Source organism: Ralstonia sp. TCR112, assembly GCF_007997035.1.
GTDB classification, from domain to species: Bacteria; Pseudomonadota; Gammaproteobacteria; order Burkholderiales; family Burkholderiaceae; genus Ralstonia; species Ralstonia edaphi.
In genome coordinates this window covers 1-23,067 of record NZ_VOSS01000051.1, presented here as the reverse complement: position 1 = coordinate 23,067, position 23,067 = coordinate 1, and the positions used below count along the sequence as shown (strand labels likewise).

Annotated in this window: 20 protein-coding genes, 1 other RNA gene, 1 pseudogene and 1 riboswitch; of the genes and pseudogenes, 12 read left to right on the top strand and 10 right to left on the bottom strand. The window is 66.2% G+C overall.

Annotated elements, in window-relative coordinates:
* Window positions 1-10: 10 nt before the first annotated feature.
* The 3 genes from ssrS to FUT88_RS14640 all read right to left on the bottom strand — a co-directional run bounded on the left by ssrS (window position 11) and on the right by FUT88_RS14640 (window position 1,086).
* A non-coding RNA gene (gene ssrS / locus FUT88_RS14650) (6S RNA) lies at window positions 11-230 on the bottom strand.
* Between the two features lie 215 nt (window positions 231-445).
* A complete protein-coding gene (locus FUT88_RS14645; RefSeq protein ID WP_147216177.1) occupies window positions 446-763 on the bottom strand; it encodes a cell division protein ZapA in 318 nt (105 codons plus the stop codon).
* 2 nt (window positions 764-765) lie between these two features.
* On the bottom strand, window positions 766-1,086 hold the full coding sequence (locus tag FUT88_RS14640; protein WP_147216175.1) for a hypothetical protein: 321 nt from the start codon (window positions 1,084-1,086) through the stop codon (window positions 766-768).
* Between the two features lie 166 nt (window positions 1,087-1,252).
* Window positions 1,253-1,504, top strand: a riboswitch (cobalamin riboswitch).
* Window positions 1,505-1,743: 239 nt separating this feature from the next.
* Between FUT88_RS14640 and FUT88_RS14630 the strand changes: the two genes are divergently transcribed.
* Genes FUT88_RS14630 through cobC form a run of 7 tightly spaced genes read left to right on the top strand, consistent with a single transcriptional unit; the run spans window position 1,744 to window position 8,489 of the window.
* Window positions 1,744-3,633, top strand: a complete 1,890-nt coding sequence (locus FUT88_RS14630) for a TonB-dependent receptor plug domain-containing protein (protein WP_186829314.1) — start codon at window positions 1,744-1,746, stop codon at window positions 3,631-3,633.
* Window positions 3,630-4,649, top strand: a complete 1,020-nt coding sequence (locus FUT88_RS14625) for a FecCD family ABC transporter permease (RefSeq protein WP_147216171.1) — start codon at window positions 3,630-3,632, stop codon at window positions 4,647-4,649. The genes FUT88_RS14630 and FUT88_RS14625 overlap by 4 nt, the downstream gene beginning before the upstream one ends.
* Window positions 4,646-5,485 carry an ABC transporter ATP-binding protein gene (locus FUT88_RS14620; protein WP_147216169.1) on the top strand — a complete coding sequence of 280 codons (840 nt, stop codon included), beginning with the start codon at window positions 4,646-4,648 and terminating at the stop codon, window positions 5,483-5,485. The genes FUT88_RS14625 and FUT88_RS14620 overlap by 4 nt, the downstream gene beginning before the upstream one ends.
* The gene (cobO, locus tag FUT88_RS14615) at window positions 5,475-6,095 is read left to right on the top strand and encodes a cob(I)yrinic acid a,c-diamide adenosyltransferase (RefSeq protein WP_147216167.1); all 621 of its coding nucleotides are present in this window, start codon (window positions 5,475-5,477) and stop codon (window positions 6,093-6,095) included. Before FUT88_RS14620 ends, cobO begins: the two co-directional genes overlap by 11 nt.
* Entirely contained in the window at window positions 6,095-7,159 is a 1,065-nt protein-coding gene (gene cobT, locus FUT88_RS14610; protein ID WP_147216166.1) for a nicotinate-nucleotide--dimethylbenzimidazole phosphoribosyltransferase, read from the top strand. The genes cobO and cobT overlap by 1 nt, the downstream gene beginning before the upstream one ends.
* A complete protein-coding gene (locus FUT88_RS14605) occupies window positions 7,156-7,926 on the top strand; it encodes an adenosylcobinamide-GDP ribazoletransferase (protein WP_147216164.1) in 771 nt (256 codons plus the stop codon). Before cobT ends, FUT88_RS14605 begins: the two co-directional genes overlap by 4 nt.
* The gene (cobC, locus tag FUT88_RS14600) at window positions 7,911-8,489 is read left to right on the top strand and encodes an alpha-ribazole phosphatase (protein ID WP_147216162.1); all 579 of its coding nucleotides are present in this window, start codon (window positions 7,911-7,913) and stop codon (window positions 8,487-8,489) included. Before FUT88_RS14605 ends, cobC begins: the two co-directional genes overlap by 16 nt.
* Before the next feature lie 11 nt (window positions 8,490-8,500).
* Here the strand turns inward: cobC and FUT88_RS14595 are convergent, their stop codons facing one another.
* The 4 genes from FUT88_RS14595 to cobU are packed head-to-tail and all read right to left on the bottom strand — an operon-like array spanning window position 8,501 to window position 12,026.
* Entirely contained in the window at window positions 8,501-9,457 is a 957-nt protein-coding gene (locus FUT88_RS14595; RefSeq protein ID WP_147216160.1) for a cobalamin-binding protein, read from the bottom strand.
* A gap of 12 nt (window positions 9,458-9,469) precedes the next feature.
* Window positions 9,470-10,477 (bottom strand): threonine-phosphate decarboxylase CobD, encoded by a 1,008-nt coding sequence (gene cobD / locus FUT88_RS14590; RefSeq protein WP_147216158.1) that lies wholly within the window; start codon window positions 10,475-10,477, stop codon window positions 9,470-9,472.
* Window positions 10,474-11,454 (bottom strand): adenosylcobinamide-phosphate synthase CbiB, encoded by a 981-nt coding sequence (gene cbiB / locus FUT88_RS14585; protein ID WP_147216156.1) that lies wholly within the window; start codon window positions 11,452-11,454, stop codon window positions 10,474-10,476. Before cbiB ends, cobD begins: the two co-directional genes overlap by 4 nt.
* Entirely contained in the window at window positions 11,451-12,026 is a 576-nt protein-coding gene (gene cobU, locus FUT88_RS14580) for a bifunctional adenosylcobinamide kinase/adenosylcobinamide-phosphate guanylyltransferase (RefSeq protein ID WP_147216154.1), read from the bottom strand. Before cobU ends, cbiB begins: the two co-directional genes overlap by 4 nt.
* A 61-nt stretch (window positions 12,027-12,087) precedes the next feature.
* Between cobU and FUT88_RS14575 the strand changes: the two genes are divergently transcribed.
* Together FUT88_RS14575 and FUT88_RS14570 are read left to right on the top strand one after the other, a co-directional pair.
* Window positions 12,088-13,584 carry a cobyric acid synthase gene (locus FUT88_RS14575; protein ID WP_147216152.1) on the top strand — a complete coding sequence of 499 codons (1,497 nt, stop codon included), beginning with the start codon at window positions 12,088-12,090 and terminating at the stop codon, window positions 13,582-13,584.
* Between the two features lie 75 nt (window positions 13,585-13,659).
* A complete protein-coding gene (locus FUT88_RS14570) occupies window positions 13,660-14,325 on the top strand; it encodes a ParA family protein (RefSeq protein WP_147216150.1) in 666 nt (221 codons plus the stop codon).
* A gap of 48 nt (window positions 14,326-14,373) precedes the next feature.
* Here the strand turns inward: FUT88_RS14570 and panC are convergent, their stop codons facing one another.
* The 3 genes and pseudogenes from panC to FUT88_RS14555 all read right to left on the bottom strand — a co-directional run bounded on the left by panC (window position 14,374) and on the right by FUT88_RS14555 (window position 16,374).
* Window positions 14,374-15,225, bottom strand: coding sequence for a pantoate--beta-alanine ligase (panC, locus tag FUT88_RS14565; RefSeq protein ID WP_147216148.1), 852 nt, complete (start codon window positions 15,223-15,225; stop codon window positions 14,374-14,376).
* A gap of 40 nt (window positions 15,226-15,265) precedes the next feature.
* Window positions 15,266-16,146 (bottom strand): annotated as a pseudogene (locus FUT88_RS14560) (segregation and condensation protein A).
* Window positions 16,147-16,185: 39 nt separating this feature from the next.
* Window positions 16,186-16,374 carry a DUF3460 family protein gene (locus tag FUT88_RS14555; protein ID WP_147216146.1) on the bottom strand — a complete coding sequence of 63 codons (189 nt, stop codon included), beginning with the start codon at window positions 16,372-16,374 and terminating at the stop codon, window positions 16,186-16,188.
* Window positions 16,375-16,612: 238 nt separating this feature from the next.
* Here FUT88_RS14555 and FUT88_RS14550 point away from each other — a divergent pair, with 238 nt between their 5' ends.
* The 3 genes from FUT88_RS14550 (at window position 16,613) to FUT88_RS14540 (ending at window position 22,955) form a co-directional block, all read left to right on the top strand.
* Complete coding sequence (locus tag FUT88_RS14550; protein ID WP_147216144.1) at window positions 16,613-18,400, top strand: autotransporter assembly complex protein TamA; 1,788 nt, start codon at window positions 16,613-16,615, stop codon at window positions 18,398-18,400.
* A 2-nt stretch (window positions 18,401-18,402) separates the two neighbouring features.
* Window positions 18,403-22,317, top strand: a complete 3,915-nt coding sequence (locus FUT88_RS14545) for a translocation/assembly module TamB domain-containing protein (RefSeq protein WP_147216142.1) — start codon at window positions 18,403-18,405, stop codon at window positions 22,315-22,317.
* Between the two features lie 95 nt (window positions 22,318-22,412).
* Window positions 22,413-22,955, top strand: a complete 543-nt coding sequence (locus FUT88_RS14540) for a hypothetical protein (RefSeq protein WP_147216140.1) — start codon at window positions 22,413-22,415, stop codon at window positions 22,953-22,955.
* Window positions 22,956-23,067 lie beyond the last annotated feature (112 nt).

Genomic DNA, 23,067 nt, shown 5'->3' with positions numbered 1-23,067 from the left:
CGCCTTTTGTTGGGTCCCCACCTTGGCCGCTAGACCCGCATCCTGAACCCAAGTGAGGTTCAGAGTGGCAGCGGAAGCCGCATTTCGGGTACATCACCGGCGCAGGGAGCCCACGACTTGCGTCGCACGCTATGCACTGGAAGACGCGCTCGCCCACACGGCATATCCCGCACCAAGCAATGCTTATCGGTTCAAGGAATTAATGGCCATGGCGAACCAGGCAGGGAAACTGTCAGACGCATCATCACGCTGTGTTTCGAGCGCATGGCGATGCGTCTGAGAGATTCATCGCAGGCAACCGTTTTTCTCTACCCTGTAGCCGCTAAAGCCTTATGCCATAAGGGTTTGCGGGAGATGGCGGAAGCCATTGGGTGACACTATACACCCGTTCGCATCCGAACCCAAGCCCGGATGCGATCCGGTTACAAACACGTTTTGTACTGAATCAAATGACTTCGCCGTACTGGCGCAGCGCCTCGTCCGTGCGGGCGTTCAGGTCGGCCAGCTTGGCGCGAATCGTGTCGATCGGCAGGGCAGAATCGGATGCGGCCTGGCGTTGCATCGACAGCAAATCCGATGCGATGCTGATGGCGGCCATCACGGCCACGCGCTCGATGCCCTTGGTGTTCGAGCCGTTCTTGATGCGCGTCATCTGGTTGTCGACCATGGCTGCGGCTTCACGCAGCGCGGCCTCGTTATCGGCCGAGACAGCGAACTTGTAGGGCTGCCCGGCGATGCTCACTTCAATTTGCTTGCTGCTCATGCTTAGGTCTCCGAGTGCGGGGCGGGGGCGGCCGTTGTTTCTTCGGCGCCGGCGGCCTGGCCGAGGAGGTCAAGCTGGCGGGCGTCGGTGGCCGTGGGCAGCTTGTCGAGAATCGATTGGATGCGCAGCTGCGCTTCTTCGATCTTGGCATTGAGCACGCTGCGATCGGCGACCATCGCGTCGCGTTCGGTCTTGGATGCCTCGGCTTCCGCCTGAAGCCGCTCGACTTCGGCGCGCAGGCGCTGGTTCTCGGCGGCGAGCGCATCGGCGTGACGCAGCACGCGCGTGATCTTGCCGGCAAGTTGTTCGAGTTCGTTCAGCATTGGGTGTCAATCAGAATCGAGTGGGGGGATTTTAGCCGATCATGCGCGTCGCGCCTGTCCTCCATACGGATGCGCAAGAGGCGCCGGCGTGAGGCGAAGGACCTGGTGCAACGGCGCAGGGTGTGTTTTTACCGCGACTGCGACGGGTTTGGGGTGCCTTTTCCGTTAAACTTCGCCGCGTCCTGGTGCCCGCAGCACCATCTGCAGTTAAACGGGAAGCAGGGAGCGCGCGCCCCAAGCGATGCGCCAACCTGCGCTGCCCCCGCAACGGTAAGCGAACGCCGCGTGTACCCGCCATCTCGCCAACAAGAAGATGGGTGCCGCGCGGTCTGTCCATACGCCACTGTTCCTTCGGGAATGGGAAGGCGGACAGGCCGCTTCGCCAGCCCGGATACCGGCCAGGACGGTGGATCTCAGAGAACCAATTCACGGTCCTGCTGCGCCGCCCGATCTTGGCCCTGTGATACTCGCCGTACCCATGTACGGCTGCGTTTCTCGGTCCAACCTCGGGCGGCTCGCTACGGACCGTGAGCCGGTTCTAAGCCGATGTGAGGGAACCGCATCGAGATCCTGCTGCCAGCGACCCGCGGGGGAACGGGTCCGGCTGACGCTTCTTGTCTTTTCAACATGAGCTTGACTACAAAGCGGCCACTCCGGATGCCCCGGACGGCCATGCGCGCGCTTGTCGGCGCACTCACGGGGGTCGTGGCCGGTGCTGTTGCGCCGGCCTGGGCACAAAGCACTACACAGGTCGCCAGCACGCCCGTCGGCGAGCTGAACCCGACGGTGGTGACGGCCTCGCGCAGCGAGCAGCCCCTGTCGGACGCGCTGCCTCATACGACGGTCATCAGCCGCGCCGATATCGAGCGCTCGCAGGCGCCGGATGCGGTAACGCTGCTGCGCCGGGAGGCCGGTATCGAAATCGCGCAGAACGGCGGCCCTGGCACCAACGCCAGCCTGTTCATGCGCGGCGCCAGTTCCAATCAGACGCTGGTTCTGATTGACGGTGTGCGCGTGGCGTCCGGCACTTCGGGCGGCGCGCAGATCGGGCAATTGATGGCCGATCAGATCGATCACATCGAGGTGGTGCGCGGCAACGTGTCTGCGCTGTACGGCTCCGATGCGATCGGCGGCGTGGTGCAGATCTTCACGCGCAACGGTCGCGGCCACGGCCCGCTCGCCAATGCCGAGATCGAATACGGCGCCCGCAATACCAAGCGCGCGCAGGCCGGCATCAGCGGCTCGCTGGGCGAGAACGGCGATACGTCGTTTGCGGTGTCGGTGTCGGAATTCAAGACCAACGGCTTCTCGACGATGAACCCGTTGCAGGCGCCCAAGGCGAATCCGAACGACAACCCGTACACGAACAAGAGCGTGTCGGCGCAGTTGTCGCATCGTTTCTCCGCAGATTGGCAAGCGGGCCTGACGTACTTCCAGACCTGGGGCGATGTCAGCTACGACAACGCCTTCGGCAAGCGGACGGACAACAACGTTGCCCACAACGTGGTGCGTTCGATGTCGGCTTACGTGGACGGCAAGGTGACGCAGGACTGGAAGACGCGCGTGACGCTGTCGCAGGGTGACGACCGCAGCCTGAACTTCACGAACGGTGTGCTGCAGGTGCCCTCGCGCTTCAACACGCGCAATCAGACGGCGAGCTGGCAGAACGACTGGGCCTTCATGCCCAACCAGTTGCTGAAAGTGGGCCTGGAGCATCTGCAGACCAGTGTCGACAGCGACGCGTACAACGTGCCTACGCGCAACGTCGATTCCGGCTACATCGGCTACGAAGGCAAGTTCGGCCCGCACCAGCTGCAGTTGAACCTGCGTCGGGACCGCTACTCGGACTTCGGGGGCGCCAACAGCTATTACGCCGGCTATGGCTTCGCATTCAACCCGCAATGGAAGGCGGTGGCGAGCGTGAGCAATGCCTTCCGCGCGCCGAGCTTCAACGAGCTTTACTACCCGTTCTTCGGCAGCCCGACCCTGCAGCCCGAGAAGGCGCGCTCGGTGGAAGCCGGCGTGGAGTACAGCAGCGCGATGGGCCTGGTGCGCGTGACGGCGTTCGAGACCGACTACAGCAACCTGATCACGAGCGCGTTCGATCCGGTGTCGGGCAACTTCCTGGCTGCCAACGTGAACCGCGCACGGGTGAACGGCGTGGAAACCTCGTATCGGGGTTCGATCTATGGCGTGGACCTGCGGGCCAGCTTTACCATGCAGAACCCGCAGGACTTGTCGGCCAACCAGTTGCTGGCGCGCCGGGCACGGCACTTCGGCAGCGTCTCGGCGTACAAGACGTTCGGGCCGTTCTCGGCGGGCGTGGAGTGGAATGCAGCGGGTGACCGCCAGGATTCGACCAAGACGCTCGGCGGCTACGGCTTGCTGAACCTGGTCGGCCGCTACCAGATCACGCCGGACTGGGCAGTGTCGGCACGTGTTGAAAACGTGACGAACAAGAACTACCAGTTGATCTATCCGTACAACACGGCATCGCGTGGGGTGTTCTTCACGCTGTCGTGGCAACAGCACGAACCGAAGCGATGACAACTCCTGCACTGCCCGCACGCGGTTTTGCCTGGCGACTGTGGTCGCTGCTGGCGCTCGCATGCGTGGTGGTGCTGGTGGCGTCGTTGATGTTCGGCAGTGTGAGGCTGTCGCCCGCCGAGGTCTGGCGGGTCCTCTTTTTTGGCAGTAGCGGTGGCGACAGCCTGGCTGCGGGCATCGTCACCGAATTACGCCTGCCGCGTGCAGGTGCTGCGTTTGCTGCCGGCGGGCTGCTGGCCTTTGCCGGGGCGCTCATGCAGATGCTGCTGCGCAATCCGCTGGCCGATCCGTATGTGCTGGGCGTCTCCGGCGGCGGGGCCGTGGCGGCGCTCACGGCGATGTTGTTTTCGCTGCCGTGGTGGGCGGTGCAGACGAGCGCCGGCGCGGGCGCATTGCTGTCGATGGCGCTGGTGGCCGCGTTGGCGCGCCAGCACCTGTGGCGCGGCGAGCCCGGCGAGGCCAACGCGCGCTTGCTGCTCGGTGGTGTGGTGATGGCGTCCGGCTGGGTCGGCCTGATCACGCTCATCCTGACGGTGGCGCCCGAGAACAAGCTGCGCGGCATGATTTTCTGGATGGTCGGCGACCTGGGTGGCGCCGATCGTTATGCGGGCGCGTTGCTGGCGCTCGTGGCCGCAGTGGCCGTCGTGTTGCCGCACGCGCGTGACCTGAACGTGCTGCTGACCGGCGAAACGCGCGCCCGTGCGCTGGGCGTGCCGGTGGCGCGGGTGCGTGCGCTGATCTACGTGGTGGCTTCGCTATGCACGGCGGTGGCGGTAACCATTGCGGGTTCCGTCGCCTTTGTCGGCCTGCTGGTGCCGCACATGGTGCGCCTGGCATGGACGCGCGACGTGCGCATCCACTTGCCTGCTACGGCGATGGCCGGCGGCGGGCTGCTGATGCTGGCCGACCTGATTGCCCGCACGCTGATTGCCCCAACGCAACTGCCCGTGGGCGTCATCACCACCATGCTCGGCGTGCCGACGTTTCTCTATTTGCTGATGCGGAGCGCACGATGAGCTGGTGGCGCCGTCCAAGTCCCGCTCCGGATGCATTCGCGCAATTGGACGCTGCACCCGAACTGGCGCTGCGCGACCTGCGAGTGGCCATCGATGGGCGTGTGCTGATCGAGCGGTTGTCGATGACGGCCACCGCCGGGCAGCTCTGGTGCGTGGTCGGCCCGAACGGCGCGGGCAAGTCGACCTGGTTGTCGGTGCTGGCGGGCTTGCGTTCGCCGGACGGCGGCAGCGTCGCGCTCGACGGTGTGCCGCTTGCCGATTGGCCTGCACTGGCGATGGCGCGGCGCCGCGCGTTTCTGCCGCAGACCTTGCATGACACGTTCCCGATCACTGTGTACGACGCCGTGATGACGGGCCGCCATCCGCACCTTGCGCGGTGGGAGTGGGAAGGCGACGCCGATGCCCGCGCCGTGGATGCAGCGATGTCTGCACTGCAATTGCAGCCGCTTGCCCAGCGCGATGTGCGCACCCTTTCCGGCGGTGAACGTCAGCGTGTCGCCATGGCTGCCGTGGTGGCGCAGGAGGCGCGCGTGCTGCTGCTCGATGAACCTGTCGCCCACCTCGATTTGCATCAGCAGATCGCCGTGCTGCGCCTGCTGCGCGAAGGCTGCCGCAAGCACGGCTGGCTGGTCGTGCTGACGGTGCATGACTTGAACCTTGCGCGCCGCTTCGCCACACACGCCCTGTTGATGGACGGCGCGGGACACACCAACGCCGGCATCGCGGCCGATGTGCTCACGCCCGAGCACTGCGCGCGCGTGCTGCGCACTCCCATTGCCGAGGTGGCCGACGGCCGCCGCACGGCCCTGATTCCTGATGACCCCGATGACGACTGAAGACAACAACGATGGCGTGAACGAGCGCCACCGCTCACGCATGCAACGCAAGAAGGCCGTGGTGGACGCCAAGATCGCCGCCGCCACCGACGTGCGCGGCGTGCTGCTCGTCAACACCGGCAACGGCAAGGGCAAATCCAGCTCCGGCTTCGGCATGGTGATCCGCGCCATGGGCCACGACATGCAGGTCGGCGTGGTGCAGTTCATCAAGGGCGCGATCCCGACCGGCGAAGAGCGTTTCCTGCGTCGCTTTCCCGAACAATGCCGCTTTCACGTGATGGGCGAAGGCTATACATGGGAGACGCAGGACCGCACGCGCGACATTGAAAAGGCACAAGCCGCATGGGCCTGCGCGCGCGAGCTGCTGAGCGATCCGACCATCGGCCTCGTGCTGCTGGACGAATTGAACATCGCGCTCAAGTACCACTACCTTGACGTGCAGACCGTGCTGGCCGACTTGCGCGCGCGCCCCTCCGCGCAGCATGTGGTGATTACCGGACGCGGCGCGCCGCCGGAGCTGATCAACGCTGCCGACACCGTGACCGATATGACGCTCATCAAGCACGCGTTTTCCCAAGGCATCCAGGCGCAGCCGGGAGTCGAACTGTAATGAAACAAGCGATGCACATTCCGCCATTTGACGATGCGTTGCGCGCGCGCCTGCAGGCCGCCGTGGACAGCAAGACCAAACCGCTCGGTGCGCTGGGCCGGCTTGAATCGCTGGCCGTGCAGATCGGCCTGATCCAGAACACCGACACACCGCAGCTGACGCGCCCCTCAATGGTCGTGTTTGCCGCAGACCACGGCATCGCCCACGCGGGCGTGAGCGCGTATCCGCAAGCGGTGACGGCCCAGATGGTGCTCAACTTCATCGCGGGCGGAGCGGCCGTCAACGTGTTCTGCCGCCAGCATGGGTTTGCGCTGGAAGTGGTGAACGCAGGCGTCGCCGCGCCGTTGTGGACGGGGGATACGCCGGGCCTGATCGACGCCCCCGTCGGCCCCGGTACGCGCAACTTTGCCGCCGAGGGTGTTCAGCAAGCCGCCATGACCGCCGACGAGCGCGACCGCGCCATGGCACTCGGAGCGCAGCGCGTGGCACACCACGCGGCCCTCGGCACCAACGTGATCGCGCTGGGCGAAATGGGCATCGCCAACACGGCGTCCGCCGCCTGCCTGATGGCGCGGTTGTGCAATCTGCCGGTCGCGCAATGCGTTGGCCGCGGCACCGGGCTCGACGACGACGGCCTCGCCCACAAGCGCGCCGTGCTGGAAGCGGCAATGGCAAAACATGCTGACGTACGCGAGCCTCTTGACGTGCTCGCATGCTTCGGCGGCTTCGAGGTCGCGGCGATGGTGGGGGCGGTGCTTGAAGCGGCGCAGCGGCGCATGGTCATCCTCGTCGACGGGTTTATCGCGACGGCCGCCGTGCTGGTGGCGGCGCATGTGGCGCCCGACGTGCTGCGATATTGCGTATTCGGGCATGTGTCGGATGAACGCGGCCATCGCGCGCTGCTGGAGGTGCTCGATGCGCGGCCGTTGCTGTCGCTGTCGTTGCGGCTGGGCGAGGGCAGCGGTGCGGTGCTGGCGTATCCGGTGGTCGTGTCGGCGGTGGCGTTCCTGCGCGAAATGGCGACCTTCGCCAGCGCAGGCGTGAGCGAGCGGGCATCGCCATGAATGCCCTGCGCGAACATTGGCAGGCGCTGTGGACGGCGGTGGGGTATTTCACCCGCATCCCCGTGCCGGCGTCGGTCGGGTTCTCGCAAGCGGGGTTGAATCGCGCGGCGCGCTACTTTCCGCTGGTCGGCTGGTTGGTGGGCGCTGTGGCAGCGGCGGTGTATTGGCTCGTGTCGCGCTCGGTGCCCGCGCCAGGTGTGGCGGTGGCCGTGTCGATGGTGGCGACGCTGTTGCTGACCGGCGCGTTTCACGAAGACGGTCTGGCCGATTGCGCAGATGGCTTTGGCGGCGGCTACACGCCTGAAGACCGGTTGCGCATCATGCACGACTCGCGCATCGGCGCCTTCGGGGCGATTGCCGTGTGCATGGCGTTGCTGCTCAAGTGGCAATTGCTGAGTGCGATGGCGCCGCATGGCATTGGCATCGTCGCGGCAATGGTGGCGGCGCATGCTACAAGTCGCGCCGCGGCCGTCAGCTACCTGCTCACACACGACTACGTGCGCGCGGAAGGCAAGGCCAAGCCGGTCGCGCAACGCATGCGATGGAGCGACGCATTGTGGGCCGGCGCGTTCGGTGTCGCGCCTCTGCTGTGGTTCGGGCCGATGTGCGCGGCGTTCATCGTCGTCGGCTTGATCGTTGCGCGCTGGCTGCTGGGCCGCTACTTCGTGCGCCGCATCGGCGGCATCACGGGCGATTGCCTGGGCATGGCGCAGCAGATCTTCGAGCTGCTGATCCTGTGGGGACTGCTGGCATGGATGTCATCCTGATTCGCCACGCGCGGCCGGCCATGTCGGCGGGTCTCTGCTACGGCCGTACCGATTTGGAGCTGGCTTCCCCGATGGATCCTGAGCCGTCGGCCATCGTCGAGAAACTTGCCGCACACGCTCCGCATCGTCTGCTGGCAAGCCCGTTGCAACGCAGCCGCCTGACGGCCGAAGCGATGGCGCAAGCGGCTCAACTCCCTGCGATCGAACTTGATGCGCAATTGATGGAACTCGATTTTGGTGCCTGGGAAGGCTGCCAGTGGGATGACATCCCGCGCGCCGAGATCGACCGCTGGGCGCGCGATCTCGTGCACGGCAATCCGCACGGCGGAGAATCGGCGGCGGATTTGCTGGCGCGCGTGACGACGTGGGCTGAGGCAACAAGCGCGACGCCCGCGTCCTGTGTGTGGGCGGTGACGCATGCCGGCTGCATGCGCGCGCTGGCAGCCCACTGGTTGCAGCGTCCCTTGGCCGAGACGCTGCAATGGCCGTTGCAATGGGGCGCAGCCTGCGGTTTTCGCGTGCAGCCAGACGCGTTGCCGGTGCTGCTGTTCTGGAACCGCTGACCGGCCGCGCTTCAGCGACCCAGCCCGTTGGTGGTTTGTGATCCGAGGCGCCGCGTGCGGGCCTGCTCCAGGTCTTCGCACAACAGCGTTGCCGCCTCGACCAGGCGCGGTCCGAAGCGGTTGATCAGGTCGCCGTTGATGGTGAAGAGATTGCCGCGCTGCACCGCCAGCAATTGCGGCCAGCGCTTCCACGCGTCGAGCGTATCCATCGGACGGCTGCCTTGGGTGGCGCCCATGCTGGCGGTCAGCAGCACTTCGGGGTTGGCTGCGATCACGGCCTCGGGCGAGACGGTCGGCACCAGCAACGGCTCTCCCGCAAATACATTGCGGCCGCCGCACAGCGCCAGCATGTCAGAGAAGATGTGCTGGCCGTTGAGCGTCATGAGCGGCTGTTCCCAGACCTGATAGAACACCGAAACCGGCGGCCGGCTCGCGTAGCGCTGGCGCAGCGCATCGGCGCGTTGGCGAAATTGCTGCGCGGCGTCATGCGCGCTCGCGCGGGTGTCGAGCAGTGTGCCGAGCGCTTCGATCGAGCGCGGAATATCGCTCATGCGATGCGGCTCGGAGAAGAACAGCGGAATGCCGAGCGCGCGCAGGCGATCGATCTGTTTCTGCGCGTTGCCGTGGCGCCAGACCACCACCAAGTCAGGCTTGAGCGCTGCGATGCGTTCCAGATCGAGCGAGCGGTTATCGCCCACGTGGGGAATGTCGCGCGCGGGCGGCGGGTAATCGCTATAAGCCACGGTGCCGACGATGCGTGCGCCGCCGCCTGCCGCGAACAGCAACTCGGTCGCATGCGGCGCGAGGCTGACGATGCGTTGCGCCGGGCGCTGCAGTGTCACGGTCGCGCCGGTATCGTCCGTGACGGAAATGGCGGCAAGCGCCGGTGCGGCTGCCATTGCTAACGCAACGGCGGACAGGCCGTACACGCAGAGGCGACGGGCAAGGCGAGAGAGACAAGCGGGCATTGGGGGGCTAGGTCAAGCGGAATGCGACAGCGATGCTAGCGCATCGGCAAGGCGTTGCCATCCGGTCTCGTCCGGGGGCAGGCCGAAGCGCAAGCCGCTGACAGGCGCATCGAACAGGCGCGTCCAGATGCCGAGGCGCGCCAGGCCTGCGTGCAGCGCCTGTGCATGCGGAGCGGGTGCCCAGGCAAACAGCGGTGTGGCGGCATTCGGCAGCCCGTGGCGATCAAGCAACGCCGAGAGCCGCGCGCCGGCCTCCTGCAGTTGCGCGCGCGTGGCGGCTTGCCAAGCGGTATTGGCCAGCGCCGACCGCACGACGGCACGCGCAGGGCCGTTGACGGTCCAGTGTCCCAACGCCTCGCGCAGCGCGGTCAACAGTTCCGGTGCCGCCAGCGTGAAGCCGATGCGGGCGCCCGCCAGCCCGTAGAACTTGCCGATCGACCGCAGCACGACGAGCCCCGGCATTCCTGCCAAAGGGGCCAACGTGGGGCCATTGTCGAACGCTTCGATAAAGGCCTCGTCGACGATCAACGTCCCGCCGCGCGCATGCAGACGCGTGTGCCAATCGCGCAGCGTTTCCGCGGGCAGCAGGCGTGCTGTGGGGTTGTTCGGATTGACGACGACCAGATGCTGCAAGTCGCTCGGCAAGTCGCCGAGGAAAGCGGATTCGGGCAGCGGCACGACGTCGTGGCCGGCGCGCGCAAAGGCGGGCGCGTATTCGCTGTAGCCGATCTGCGCGATGCCGGCTCGCCCCCGCGGCAGCAGGGTCGGCAGCGTGCGGATCGCCGCCTGCGAACCAGCAACCGCCAGCACGGCGCGTGCATCGATCACGCCGTAGTGCGCGGCGGCCAGCGCTTCGAGGCCGTCGTCTTCGGGCAGGCGCAACCAGGCGTCGGGCGGGATCGGCGGAATGGGGTAGCCGTGCGGATTGATGCCTGTGGACAAGTCCAGCCAGCCGCCCGCTGGCTCGCCGTACCGCGCGCGTGCCGCAGCGAGATTGCCGCCATGCAGGATGCCGCTCATGACAAGCCCCACGTTAAAGCTGCGATCAGGCCGAGCGCGCCGAGCCACAGCCACAACGTGTGCGATACGAGCGTCAACGCACGCGCGATATCGGCGGCTGTTGCCGGCTTGCCTGCGCCAAGGGACGGACGTGCTTCTTCAATGCCTTCGTAGCGTGCCGCGCCACCCAGTTGAACGCGCAGGCTTCCGGCGCCCGCCGCCATCACCGGGCCGGCGTTCGGGCTCGACCATTGCGGTGCTTGCGTGCGCCAGCAGCGCAGCGCATCGACGGTGCTGCCCAGCAGCGCGTAGCTCATTGCAGTGAGTCGCGCGGGCATCCAGTTGAGCACGTCGTCGATGCGCGCGGCTGCCCACCCAAAGCCGGTAAAGCGCGCATTGCGGTAGCCCCACATTGCATCGAGCGTGTTGGCCAGCCGGTACAGCATCACGCCGGGCGCGCCGGCCACAACCAGCCAGAACAGCGGCGCGAAGACGGCATCGCTGCCGTTCTCCAACGCCGATTCCACCGCGGCGCGCGCAATGGGCTCCTCGGCGGCTTGCGTGAGGTCGCGCGAGACGATGCGTGAGGCGAGGGCGCGTGCGCGGGGCAGATCCGCATCGCGCAACGCAAGCGCGATCGGCGCGATGTGTTCTTGCAGGCTGCGCGCGCCAATGGCGAAATAGAGGGCGATTGCATCAAGCGCGACCACCAGCCACGGCGACACATCGCGCGCGATGACGACGAGCCATCCTGCCAGCAGGACGAAGGGCAACACGGTCGCCGCCCATGCAAGAAGGCCGACGATGCGCGACCAGGCCAGCGCAGCCGGCCTGCGGTTCATGCGACGCTCAATCGCAGTCGCGATGCGTCCGAAGCCGACCAGCGGATGCCAGCGCGGCACCTCGCCGAACAGCCGATCGAGGAACACGCCTGCCAGCGCGGCCAGCGTCACGAGCGTCCACCCGAGATCGAACACGCCGCCCGACGGTACGCTCACGTTGCTGTGCCGAGTGCCGGCCCTTTCACCACCATCGGAATGCCGGCCACCAGGAGGTGCACGTTGTCGGCCAGTGCGGCGAGGCGTTGGTTCAGCCGGCCCAGTTCGTCCACGTAGAAGCGCGTGACGGCGCCCATCGGCACCACGCCCAGGCCGATTTCGTTGCTGACCAGGATGACCTCGCCGGGCAGCAGCGGCAGGGCGGTGAGGAGCGCGTCAATCTCGGCCGTCCAGGCTTCGGGCGGCGTGACGAGGCCGGTCTCGGGGTATTCATGATGCTCTGAGAACAGCAGGTTGTTGAGCCACAGCGTCATGCAGTCGACGAGCACGCAGCCACCGTGCTGCGCGTGCGTGTAGAGCGCTTCGGCCAGGCGCACGGGCTCTTCGACGAGCCCCCAATTGGCGGGGCGGCGGGCGCGGTGCAGGGCCACACGCAATTGCATCTCTTCGTCGCCCTCGCCGGCGGTGGCGACGTACGTGACGGGCCCCGCGCATTGCAGCGCGAGCTGTTCGGCATGGTGGCTCTTGCCCGAGCGGGCACCCCCGAGGACGAGTGTGAGGCGGCGTGACATTCCTGCATTCTAGCGAGCGCGTGGCAGCTAGGCACGATAAGGTCGGTGCGATAATCCGCGCATGTCGAAAGCTCCATTTCCTGTGCCGCCGGACTCGCTTCGGGGCACGCTGATGATCCAGGGCACCACGTCCGATGCCGGCAAGAGCACGCTGGTCGCCGGCCTGTGCCGCGTCGCGCATCGCGCGGGAGTGCGCGTGGCGCCGTTCAAGCCGCAGAACATGGCGCTCAACAGCGCCGTCACCGCGGATGGTGGCGAGATCGGCCGCGCGCAGGCCTTGCAGGCGCAGGCGGCGGGCGTCGCGCCCACGGTCGACATGAACCCCGTCCTGCTCAAGCCCAACAGCGACACCGGCGCGCAGATCATCATCCACGGTCAGCCGCGCTGCGACCTCGACGCCCGTGCGTACCACGACTACAAGCCCACCGCCATGGCCGCCGTGCTCGAATCGCACACGCGGCTGCGTGCGCAATACGACCTCGTGCTGGTCGAGGGCGCGGGCAGCCCGGCGGAGATCAACCTGCGCGACCGCGACATCGCCAACATGGGCTTTGCCGAAGCTGTCGACTGCCCCGTCGCGCTCGTCGCCGACATCGATCGCGGCGGCGTGTTCGCGCACCTTGTCGGCACGCTCGCCTGCTTGTCGGACAGCGAACGCGCGCGCGTGACGGGCTTCATCATCAACCGGTTTCGCGGCGACATTTCATTGCTGACGCCGGGGCTCGACTGGCTGACCGCGCAGACGGGCAAGCCGGTGTTTGGCGTGCTGCCGTATCTGCATGGCCTGCACCTCGACGCAGAAGACGCGGTGCAGACGGCGCAGCGCGCTGCCTCGGCCGATGCGCTGCGCGTCGTCATTCCGGTGTTGCCGCGGGTGTCCAACCATACCGATTTCGATGCGCTGCGCGCGCATCCGCAGGTGGATGTTCGACTGGTCGGCCCTGGCCAGCCGATTCCGCCCGCCGACCTCATCATCCTGCCCGGCAGCAAGAGCGTGCAGGCCGATCTGGCCTGGCTGCGCAGCAACGGTTGGGAAGCGGCCATCGCGCGGCATCTGCGCTACGGCGGCAAGTTGATCGGCATCTGCGGTGGCATGCAGATGCTGGGGCTGCGCTTGCATGACCCGCAGGGGCTGGAAGGTGCGGCTGGCAGCGTCGACGGACTCGGCTATCTCGATTTCGAGACCACGCTGGAGACGGCCAAGCAGTTGCGCCAGGTGCGCGGCACGCTGGCGGGAAGCGGTGCGGCCATCACCGGCTACGAAATCCACATGGGTGTGACCGAGGGCCCTGCGCTGGCATGCCCCGCCGTGCTGCTTGATGATGGCCGGGCAGATGGCGCGATTTCTACCGACGGGCAAATCTCCGCGACGTATCTGCACGGCTTATTCGACACGCCCGAGGCCTGCCGCGCCTTGCTTGCCTGGGCCGGCGTGCGCGATGCGCAGGCGCAAGACTACGCCGCATTGCGTGAAGCATCGCTCGAACGTCTGGCCGACACGTGCGAGGCGCATCTGGACCTCGCCGCGCTGTTTGGGACGCTGCCACGTGCAGGCTGAGCCATAATTACCGGATGGGCAGATTCGCCGAGTGATTTTATCGGCACATGATTCGACGATCGCAAGGAGGCAGGCATGCCGGTGGCCGTTGTAGCGAATCCGAAGGGCGGGGTGGGCAAAAGCACGCTGGCCACCAATCTGGCCGGCTACTTTGCCGCGCAGAATCACGCCGTGATGCTGGGCGACACCGACCGCCAGCAGTCATCGCGGGAGTGGCTGGCCCTGCGTCCGGAAACCGCCAAGCCCATCCGCACCTGGGAAATCAACGCCGACCACATCGCCAAGCCGCCCAAGGGGACGACGCACGTGGTGCTCGACACGCCGGCGGGCCTTCATGGCTGGCGGCTGGGGGATCTCGTCAAGATGTCCGGTTACGTCATCGTGCCGCTGCAGCCTTCCATGTTCGACATCCTCGCCACGCAGACTTTCCTGCGCAAACTGGCCGATGAAAAGCCCGTGCGTCATGGCGAGGTCAAGCTGGGCGTGGTGGGCATGCGTGTGGATATGCGCACGCGCGCGGCCGAGCAGCTTCAGCGTTTCGTGCAGGGACTGGACGTGCCCATCCTCGGTTATCTGCGCGATACCCAGAACTACGTGCAGCTGGCCGCGCACGGCCTGACGCTGTGGGACGTGGCGCCCTCGCGCGTGGCGAAGGACGTGGAGCAGTGGAGCGGCATTCTCGACTGGCTGGGGGAATCGCATCCACAGGCCAGCGTCGCCGATACGTCGGCGGCGGCATGAAAAACGCCCGGCATTGCCGGGCTTTTTCGTGGACCGAGGCGCCGTCGCTCAGATTTCGAGGTTATCGATCAAGCGCGTCTTGCCGAGTTTGGCAGCCGTCAGCACGACCAGCGGTTCGCCGGCCGCGATGTTTTCAGGCGTCGGTTTTTGCAGGTCGGAGCGGCGGCGCACGGCCACGTAGTCGGGCTGCCAGCCGCGGCCCCGCAGGTATTCCATGGCCTTGGCCGTCACCTCTTCGTGCGACGCCTGGCCTTGCAGCACGGTTTCCAGCACGTCCTGACGGACCTGGTGCAGCGTGCGGTACAGCTCGGGCGCCTCAGCGCGCTCTTCGTTGGTCAGGTAGACGTTGCGCGACGACAGCGCGAGGCCGTCGTCCGCGCGCACCGTTTCGGCGGGAACAATATCGACCGGCAACGCAAACTGATGCGCCATGCGGCGCACGATCATCAACTGCTGGTAGTCCTTCTTGCCGAACACGGCCACGCGCGGTTGCACGCAGCAGAACAGCTTCATCACGACCGTGCACACGCCTTTGAAGAAGCCTGGGCGGAATTCGCCTTCGAGCGTGTCGCCCAGATCGTGCGGGGGCTCGACGCGGTATTCCTGCGGCTCGGGATACATGTCGCGCTCGGTGGGCGCAAACAGCACGTATACGCCTTCCTTCTGGAGTTTTTCGATGTCGTCCTGCAGCGTGCGCGGGTATTTGTCGAAATCTTCGTTTGGGCCGAACTGCAGGCGGTTCACGAAAATGGACGCCACCACCGGATCGCCGTGCTGGCGCGCCAGGCGCATCAGGCTCAGGTGGCCCTCATGCAGGTTGCCCATGGTCGGCACGAAGGCGACGCGGTTCTGGCCGCGCAGCTGGTCGCGCAGTTCCTGGATCGACGAGATGACTTTCATAGTTGTTGTATGACCTGGCGCTGAGTCAGGTCGGACGGATTTACGTCGGTGAATAGGCGAGACGCACGTAAATGGGCGCGTACGGTTCGGCCTGCGTGATTTCGAGCAGGGATTCGCGCGAAAGCTCGAGCATGGCGACAAAGTTGACGACCACGATGGGCGCGCCTTGCCGGACTGGATCGCTTCTTCGAACAGCTCGGTGAACTCCATGAACCGCGCATGCTGCAGCCGGCGCAGGATCTGGCTCATGTGTTCACGCACAGACAGCTCTTCGCGCGAGATCTTGTGGTGCTGTGTGAGCTTGGCCCGACGCAGCACGTCGGCCCAGGCGGCACGCAGGTCGTCGGAATTGACGTCGGGGTAGCGCGGCGCCAGGCTCTGCTCGATGTAGACCTGCGCGCGGAGGAAGTCCCGGCCCAGTTGCGGCACGGTGTCGAGCTTCTGCGCGGCCAGCTTCATCTGCTCGTATTCGAGCAGGCGGCGGACCAGTTCGGCGCGCGGGTCTTCGGGCTCCACGCCTTCGTCGGTCTTCTTGACCGGCAGCAGCATGCGCGACTTGATCTCGATGAGCATGGCCGCCATGAGCAGGTATTCGGCAGCCAGCTCGAGGTTGGTCGCGCGAATCTGCTCGATGTACGCCAGATACTGCCGCGTGACCTGCGCCAGCGGAATGTCCAGCACGTTGAAGTTCTGGCGCCGGATCAGGTACAGCAGCAAGTCCAGCGGCCCTTCAAACGCTTCAAGGAAGACCTCCAGCGCATCGGGCGGGATGTAGAGATCCTGCGGGAGCTTGAACAGCGGCTCCCCGTAGAGCCGTGCAAAGGCGAGGCCGTCGACCTGCGCGGGCGTGGAATCCTGATCGGGCGCCACGCTGGGCAGCTCGACGGGCAGTGGCAGCTTGTCCTGCGCGGAAGTGGTCATGCGGCGGTGGGCCGGGCGGGCTGAAAGCCGGTCGGCCGATCAGTCCAGCGAGTAGACGTACGGCTTTTGCGGGACGCGGGCGGACTTGGCGCGTGCGCGCTCTTCCAGGTCGATCGGATCCTTGTCCCACAGCAGGGAGCGACCTTGGCGCTGCTGCGCTTCCAGCTCGGGCTTCTGGGCCTTGAGTTCTTCCAGGAACTGGGTGATCTCGGACTTGTACAGGGCCATGGCGGTATGTGATGTTAGGTGATCTTGCCCGCACGGAAAGCGCCCGGGCGGAAAACCGGCGCATTTTACCGTATTGGCCGCCGTACCGGCCCTGGGCACGGCACGTGCGAAACGCCCCCGGGCCGATCCGAAAGGCAGCATCCGTTGCATTTGCCTGGGCACCCGCCCGGGTCGGTATGGTCAAATACGCCTTTCCTTCGACTCAGCCGGCCCGTGGGGCGGCGCCACGCTTGCCACGATGACCGGCTCCAATCGACCATCGCGACCGTCACGACCACCCCGCTTGCGTTTTCCTGGGTTGCCCGCCGCCGTGCTGGCAGCCGGCTTTGCCCTGTCATTCGGCTGCGCGCCGGCGCACGCTGAATACGACGTCAAGATCGATGCGCCGAAGTCCATTCGGGACTTGCTCGAGCGCCATCTGGACCTGTCGCGCTACAAAGACCGCAAGGACATTACCGACGACCAGCTGCAGTACATGGTCGAGACCATTGGCGACCAGGTCACCAAGCTGACGGCCACCGAGGGCTACTTTGTGCCGAAGGCGACCGCGAAGCTGGACGGCCCGCCGGACCACCGCGTGGTGAACGTGAAGGTCGAGCCGGGGCCGCGTACCACCATCGACAATGTGGCGCTCGACTTTACCGGCGCCATCACGCAAGACGCCAAGCGCATCGACGAGTTGAAAAAATCGTGGAGCCTGCAGCACGGCATGGCCTTCCGCCAAGCGGGCTGGGACAAGGCCAAGGATGACAGTCTGGCGGCGCTGCAGAGCAAACGTTATTACGCGGCCAAGCAGACGTCGTCACAGGCGCGTGTCGATCCGGACGAAAGCAAGGCGGACCTGTCGGTGGGCTATGACAGCGGTCCGGCCTACACGCTGGGGCCGCTGGACGTGCAGGGCTTGTCGCGCTACCCGATCAGCATCATCAATCACGTGAATCCGCTGCGCTTGGGGGAGGACTACTCCGCCGATCGTCTGCAATCGCTGCAGGCCGCCATCCAGGGGCAGCCGTATTTTTCCAATGCGATCGTCGACCTGGGTGACGATCCGAAGAACCCGGTCAACGCACCGGTGCGGGTGCGCGTGCGGGAGTACCCGCCCAACCGCATCACCAGCGGCGTGGGTTACGGCACGGACACGGGCGCCTCGCTGGAAGGGCGGTATCAATATCTGAACCTATTCAGCAAGGCGTGGGTGCTCGACACGCAGGCCCGTATCGAACAGCGCCGCCAGTACCTGTTTGCCGGCGTGACGGTGCCGCCCGACGACAAGCAATACGTCAATAGCCTCTACACGAGCATGGACCGCACCGACACGTCGGGCACCGAGACGCGCAGCTATCGTTCGGGCTTCAAGCAGACGCGCGTGCGCGGCATCTATGAGACGTCGTTCACCGTTGATTTCTACTACGACGACTTGCGGCCCGACGGCGCCGAGCGCCAGTTGAGCAAGGCGCTCGTCCCCGGTTTCGCCTGGACGCGCCGCGATGTGGACGACCCGCTGTTCCCGCGCCGCGGCAACATCATCACCACGCAGATCGGTGCGGCAGTGAAGGGCGTGCTGACCGACCAATCATTCGTTCGGTCGTACAGCCGCATCCGCCAGTTCGTGCCGGTGGGGCAGCGCGACATCTTCGTGGCGCGGGGCGAGCTGGGCGCGGTCATCACGTCCGGTTCCGGCGACGGCGTGCCGGCCACGCTGCGCTTCCGCACGGGCGGCACGCAGTCGGTGCGCGGCTACGATTTCCAGAGCATCGGTAACGACGTCAACGGCAGCACGCTGCCGACCAAGTTCCTTGTCACTGGCGGGCTGGAGTATCAACGCTGGTTCCTGCCGCAATGGGGTGCCGCCGTGTTCTGGGATACCGGCACGGCCACCGACAACTGGTCGGAGCGCCGCTGGTTCAACGGTGTGGGCGTCGGCGTGCGGTGGAAGAGCCCGGTCGGGCCGATTCAGCTCGACATGGCCTATGGCATCCAGCAGAAGCAGTTCCGGCCGAGCGTGTCGCTGGGCATCGCGTTCTGAACATGACGATGACCGATCCGCAAACACCTGAACCGAAGCAACCCGAAGCCCCTCGCTCCGCGCGTACCAAGCGTAGCTGGGGCCGCCGCACCCTGCGCTGGCTCGGCGGTTTGATCGCACTTGTCCTGGTGATCGTGCTGGCGCTGGCCGGCTGGCTGCTTTGGGCCATCCATTCGCAATCGGGCACGGCGCAGTTGTGGTCGCTCGCCACGCGCTTTGGCAACGCCTATGTGTCTGGCAAGCTGGAGGGCGGCACCGTGCGCGAGGGCCTGTCGCTGCGTGATCTGCACGTCCGCGCGGGCAGCACGGAAGTGCGCATCGACCATGTGGAGGGCCGCTGGGCCATCACGCGTGGTCCGTGGCATGCGCACTTCGCGTATCTGCGTGCGGGCAATGTCGATGTGATCCTGCATCCGACGCCGCCCACACCGCCGAGTGGACCGCCGAATTCGCTGGTGCTGCCGCTGGCCCTGGATGTGGACCGCCTCGCCGTCGATCGCCTCGCCATCCGGCAAGGCACGTCGACCACCGAACTGAAGTCGATTGTCGGCAGCCTGCACACCGACGGCACGCATCACAAAGTGCTGCTCGACGGCATGGAGACGCCCGCCGGCAAGCTGGGCGCCACGCTGCGCATGACCGGCACGCGGCCGTATCCGCTCACCGGCGCCGCAACACTCGCCACGCAGTTCGAGGTGAACGGGCAGAAGCAGGATGCGGCGGTGTCGGCGCAGCTGTCAGGTTCGCTGGAAGCGCTGCACATCGACGCGACCGGCACCGGCGCCAAGCTGACCGCGCAAGCGTTGATCGACGCCACGCCGTTCGGTGCGTTGCCCTTGTCGCGCGCTGTGGTGTCGGCGGAACACGTGAATCCGCGAGCCTTTGCGCCGGGCGCGCCGGAGGCATCGCTGTCGATCCACGCCGATCTGCGCCCGGATGAGAAGGCCAAGACGCTGACGGTGGCGGGCCCGATCCAGATCGACAATGCGCAGCCTGGCACGCTCGACAAGCAGAAGGTGCCGCTGCAGTCGCTGCGTGCGCAGGTGCGGCTGAACGAAAACGATCAGCAACTCACCGGTCTCGATGTGCGGCTGCTGGGCGGCGCGGTGCTCACGGGCGGCGCCGATGTGCAGAAGGGGCATGGCGCACTGCGCGTGGATGTGCGCCAGCTCGATCTGCAGGCGCTTCATGCATCGTTGGAGAAAACAAAGCTTGCTGGCCCCATCACCGTCGATTTTGCGGGCGGCACGCAGCGCGTGGCGCTTGATCTGGCGGGGGGCGACATGCGTGCGCAAGCGAAAGCGGTGCTCGATGCGGCGCAGGTGGCGGTGGAAAGCGCCCAGGTGTCGCTGGGGCGCTCGCGGTTGACGCTGGCGGGCACGCTGAAGCACGATGATGCGCAGTCGTTTGCCTTCAAGGGCAATCTGGCGGAGTTCGATCCGTCGCGGCTGGCCAAGGTGGCCAAGGGCCGCATCAACGCCGAGTTCGATGCGCGCGGCACGCTGGGTGAGCCGATCGACGCCGCCGTCAAATTTGCCGTGCGCGATAGCGATTACGCCGGCTTGCCGATGACCGGCGACGGCAATGTCCACCTGCGCGGTGAACGCCTGCTGCCCAGCGACGCCAAGCTCGACGTGGCCGGCAACAAGGCCAGTCTGCGGGGCAGCTTTGGCGCGGCGGGCGACCGCATGCATGTTGAAATCGATGCGCCGCAGCTTGCACGCTTGCAGCTTGGCGTGAGCGGGGCGGTCACCTTGTCCGGCGATGTCTCCGGCACGATCAAGCGCCCGCAGGTGGATGCCACGTTCCGCGCGAGCCAACTCGCCTATCAGGGAAACAAGATCGATACCGCCAACGGCCGCGCGCAGATCCGCGACGGCATCGATGGGCCATTGCTGTTCGAACTGACCGCGCAACGCGTGACTGGGCCAAGCCTGTCGTTGCGAGAAGTGCATGCCACGCTGGACGGCACGCGACGCGCCCACCGCTTCCGCGCCGATGCCGATGGCAACGTCCGCAACCAGCCGTTCAAGTTTGCGCTGGCAGGTGACGGTGCGCTGACGCCCGGCAAGGATGGCGACGGGTGGGACGGCACGATTTCCACGCTCTCGGCGCAGGGCGCGCCCAACCTGCAACTCACGGCGCCAGTGAAGCTCTCGGTGGCGCCTGGCCGGCTGATGATGGGCCGTGCAGACCTGACGCTGGATCAGACGCCCATCCATATCGAGCGCGTCGAATCCGCCCAAGGCCACGTGCGCAGCGCGGGCCGCGTCGACGGCTTGCAGATCGCGCGGGTGCTGGAGCTGGTGCGCACCTGGACGGGCCAGGCTCCGCCGGTGCGCACGGATCTGGTTGTGGACGGCCAATGGGATCTGGACCTCGGCAGCACGGCCACCGGCACCGCGCGCATCACCCGGCGCAGCGGCGATCTGTCGATCAATGCCGGCCGCGGTTTCACGCCATTGGGCCTGACAGAAGCGACCGTGGAGGCGCGCGGCGAGGGCATGCGCCTTGGGCTGCGCGGCACCGTGCAATCGACGCGCGTGGGCAACCTTTACCTCGATGCGGGTGTCGGGCTCGTGCGGGATCCGGGGCCGGGCACCTTGGCGCTCATGGCGCCCACGTCGCCGTTCTCCGGCGGCTTGACGATCAGCCTGCCGCAACTCAAGAGCATCGGTGATCTGCTCGGGCCGGACGTCGCAACGGACGGGCAGCTTGCGGCCAGCCTGACATTTGCAGGCACCGTGGGCGCGCCCAAGGTGAGCGGCTTCCTGACCGGCCAGGACGTCGAGGTGGCGCTGTATGACCAGGGCATCCGCCTGACCAAGGGCGTCGTGCGTGTGGCGCTCGACCAGAACGTGGTCGACCTGCAAGAGGTGGTGTTCCACGGTGGCGACGGTACCGTGCGCGCGCAGGGCCGCGTGCAGCTTGGAGAGGCGAACCCGAACCTCGCGGGCTCCATCGTTGCCGACAAGCTGCAGCTCTTTGCCGATCCGGACCGCACGTTGGTGCTGTCGGGTCAGGCGCGCATTGCCAACGACAACGACCGCGTGGCCATCACCGGCAAATTCAAGGTCGACCGCGGCCTGTTCGATCTGCCGAAGGACGGCGCGCCTTCGCTGGGCGACGACGTGGTGATCGTCCGCCGCGCCGATGCCGCCCGCAACCAGGCCGAGCGCGGCGTCAAACGCGAAGAGAAGCCGGCCGGCCGCTTCAGCCCGGTGGTCGATGTGGACGTCGATTTTGGCGACAACTTCCGCTTCAAGGGCGCGGGCGCGGACCTGTCGCTTGGCGGCCAGATGCACGTGCACAGCGAGCCGCTGGTACCCCTGCGCGGCACCGGCACGATCTACGTGCGCGAGGGCAGCACGTACGAGGCGTTCGGCCGCAAGCTGGCCATCGAACGGGGCGTGCTGAACTTCGTCGGGCCGATCAACAATCCGTCGTTCAACATCACTGCCATGCGGCGCAACCAGGAAGTTGAAGCCGGCGTGCAGGTGACCGGCACGGTGCGCCAGCCGCGCGTCAAGCTCGTCTCGGAGCCGAACGTGCCCGATGAAGACAAGCTTTCGTGGCTGATGTTCGGCTACAGCGCGTCGAACGCCGGCCTGGGCCAGCAGCAGGCGATGTCCGGGGCGGCGCTCGGCCTGCTCGGCAACGTGGCAGGCAAGAACGTGGCCCGGCGCTTCGGGCTCGACGAGTTTTCGATCGGGCCGTCCACAGCCGGCCTGACCGACCCGCAGGTGGTGAGCCTGGGCAAGGCGATTTCCGAGCGCATCACCGTCGGCTATGAGCAGAGCCTGTCGACAGCGGACTCCATCGTCAAACTGACGTGGCAGTTCTCACGGCGGTGGTCGGTGGTGGCGCGCGGCGGCACGATCAACGGTGCGTCGGTCCTGTTCAACAAGCGTTGGTAATCGGATAGCCCGGCTGCCAGAATGGCGACGGGTACAAGTTTCGAACGAGGAGTTCCATGTCGCATCTTCGTCAACTCGCACAAGTGGGAGTCACCATGGGCATTCTGGCTTCGTTGCTGGGGTTGTTCGGCTGTGATCAGCAGAAGGTCGACCAGGCAGTGGATCGCGTGGGCGATGCCGCCAAGCGGGCGTGGCAATCGGCCAAGCCGGACAACCTGCTGTTCAAGGGCATCGTGGCCGGGCAATCCACCGAGGACGATGTCAGGGCCACCGCAGGCCAGCCGGAGATGATCTGGGAGAACGAAGGCGGCACGCGGCAACTGGAGTATCCCCGCGGGCCGGAAGGGACTTCAACGTGGATGGTGACGATCGGGCCTGACGGGCACGTGCAGAAGATCGAGCAGGTGTTGACCGCCGAGAATTTTGGGCGCGTGCGGATTGGGCAAAGCAAGGATGACGTTCGCCGGATGCTGGGCAAGCCGGGGAAGGTGGAGGTGTTTAAGCTGAAGCAGGAAGAGGTTTGGGGGTATCGGTGGATGGAAAGCGCGACTGAACGGGCTTTCTTCAATGTGCACTTTGGGGCGGATGGGCGTGTTACGACGACTTCGCGGAGTGATGATCGGTTGAACGGGGGGTAGGGTTTTTGTTGTTTGGGTTTTTGGCTCTGGTCTTTTTTTTGTGGTGCATCCCTTGTTTCATCCCCTGCCGGGGTGACTCAGCTTCTTTGTCTTGCCAAAGAAAGTAAGCAAA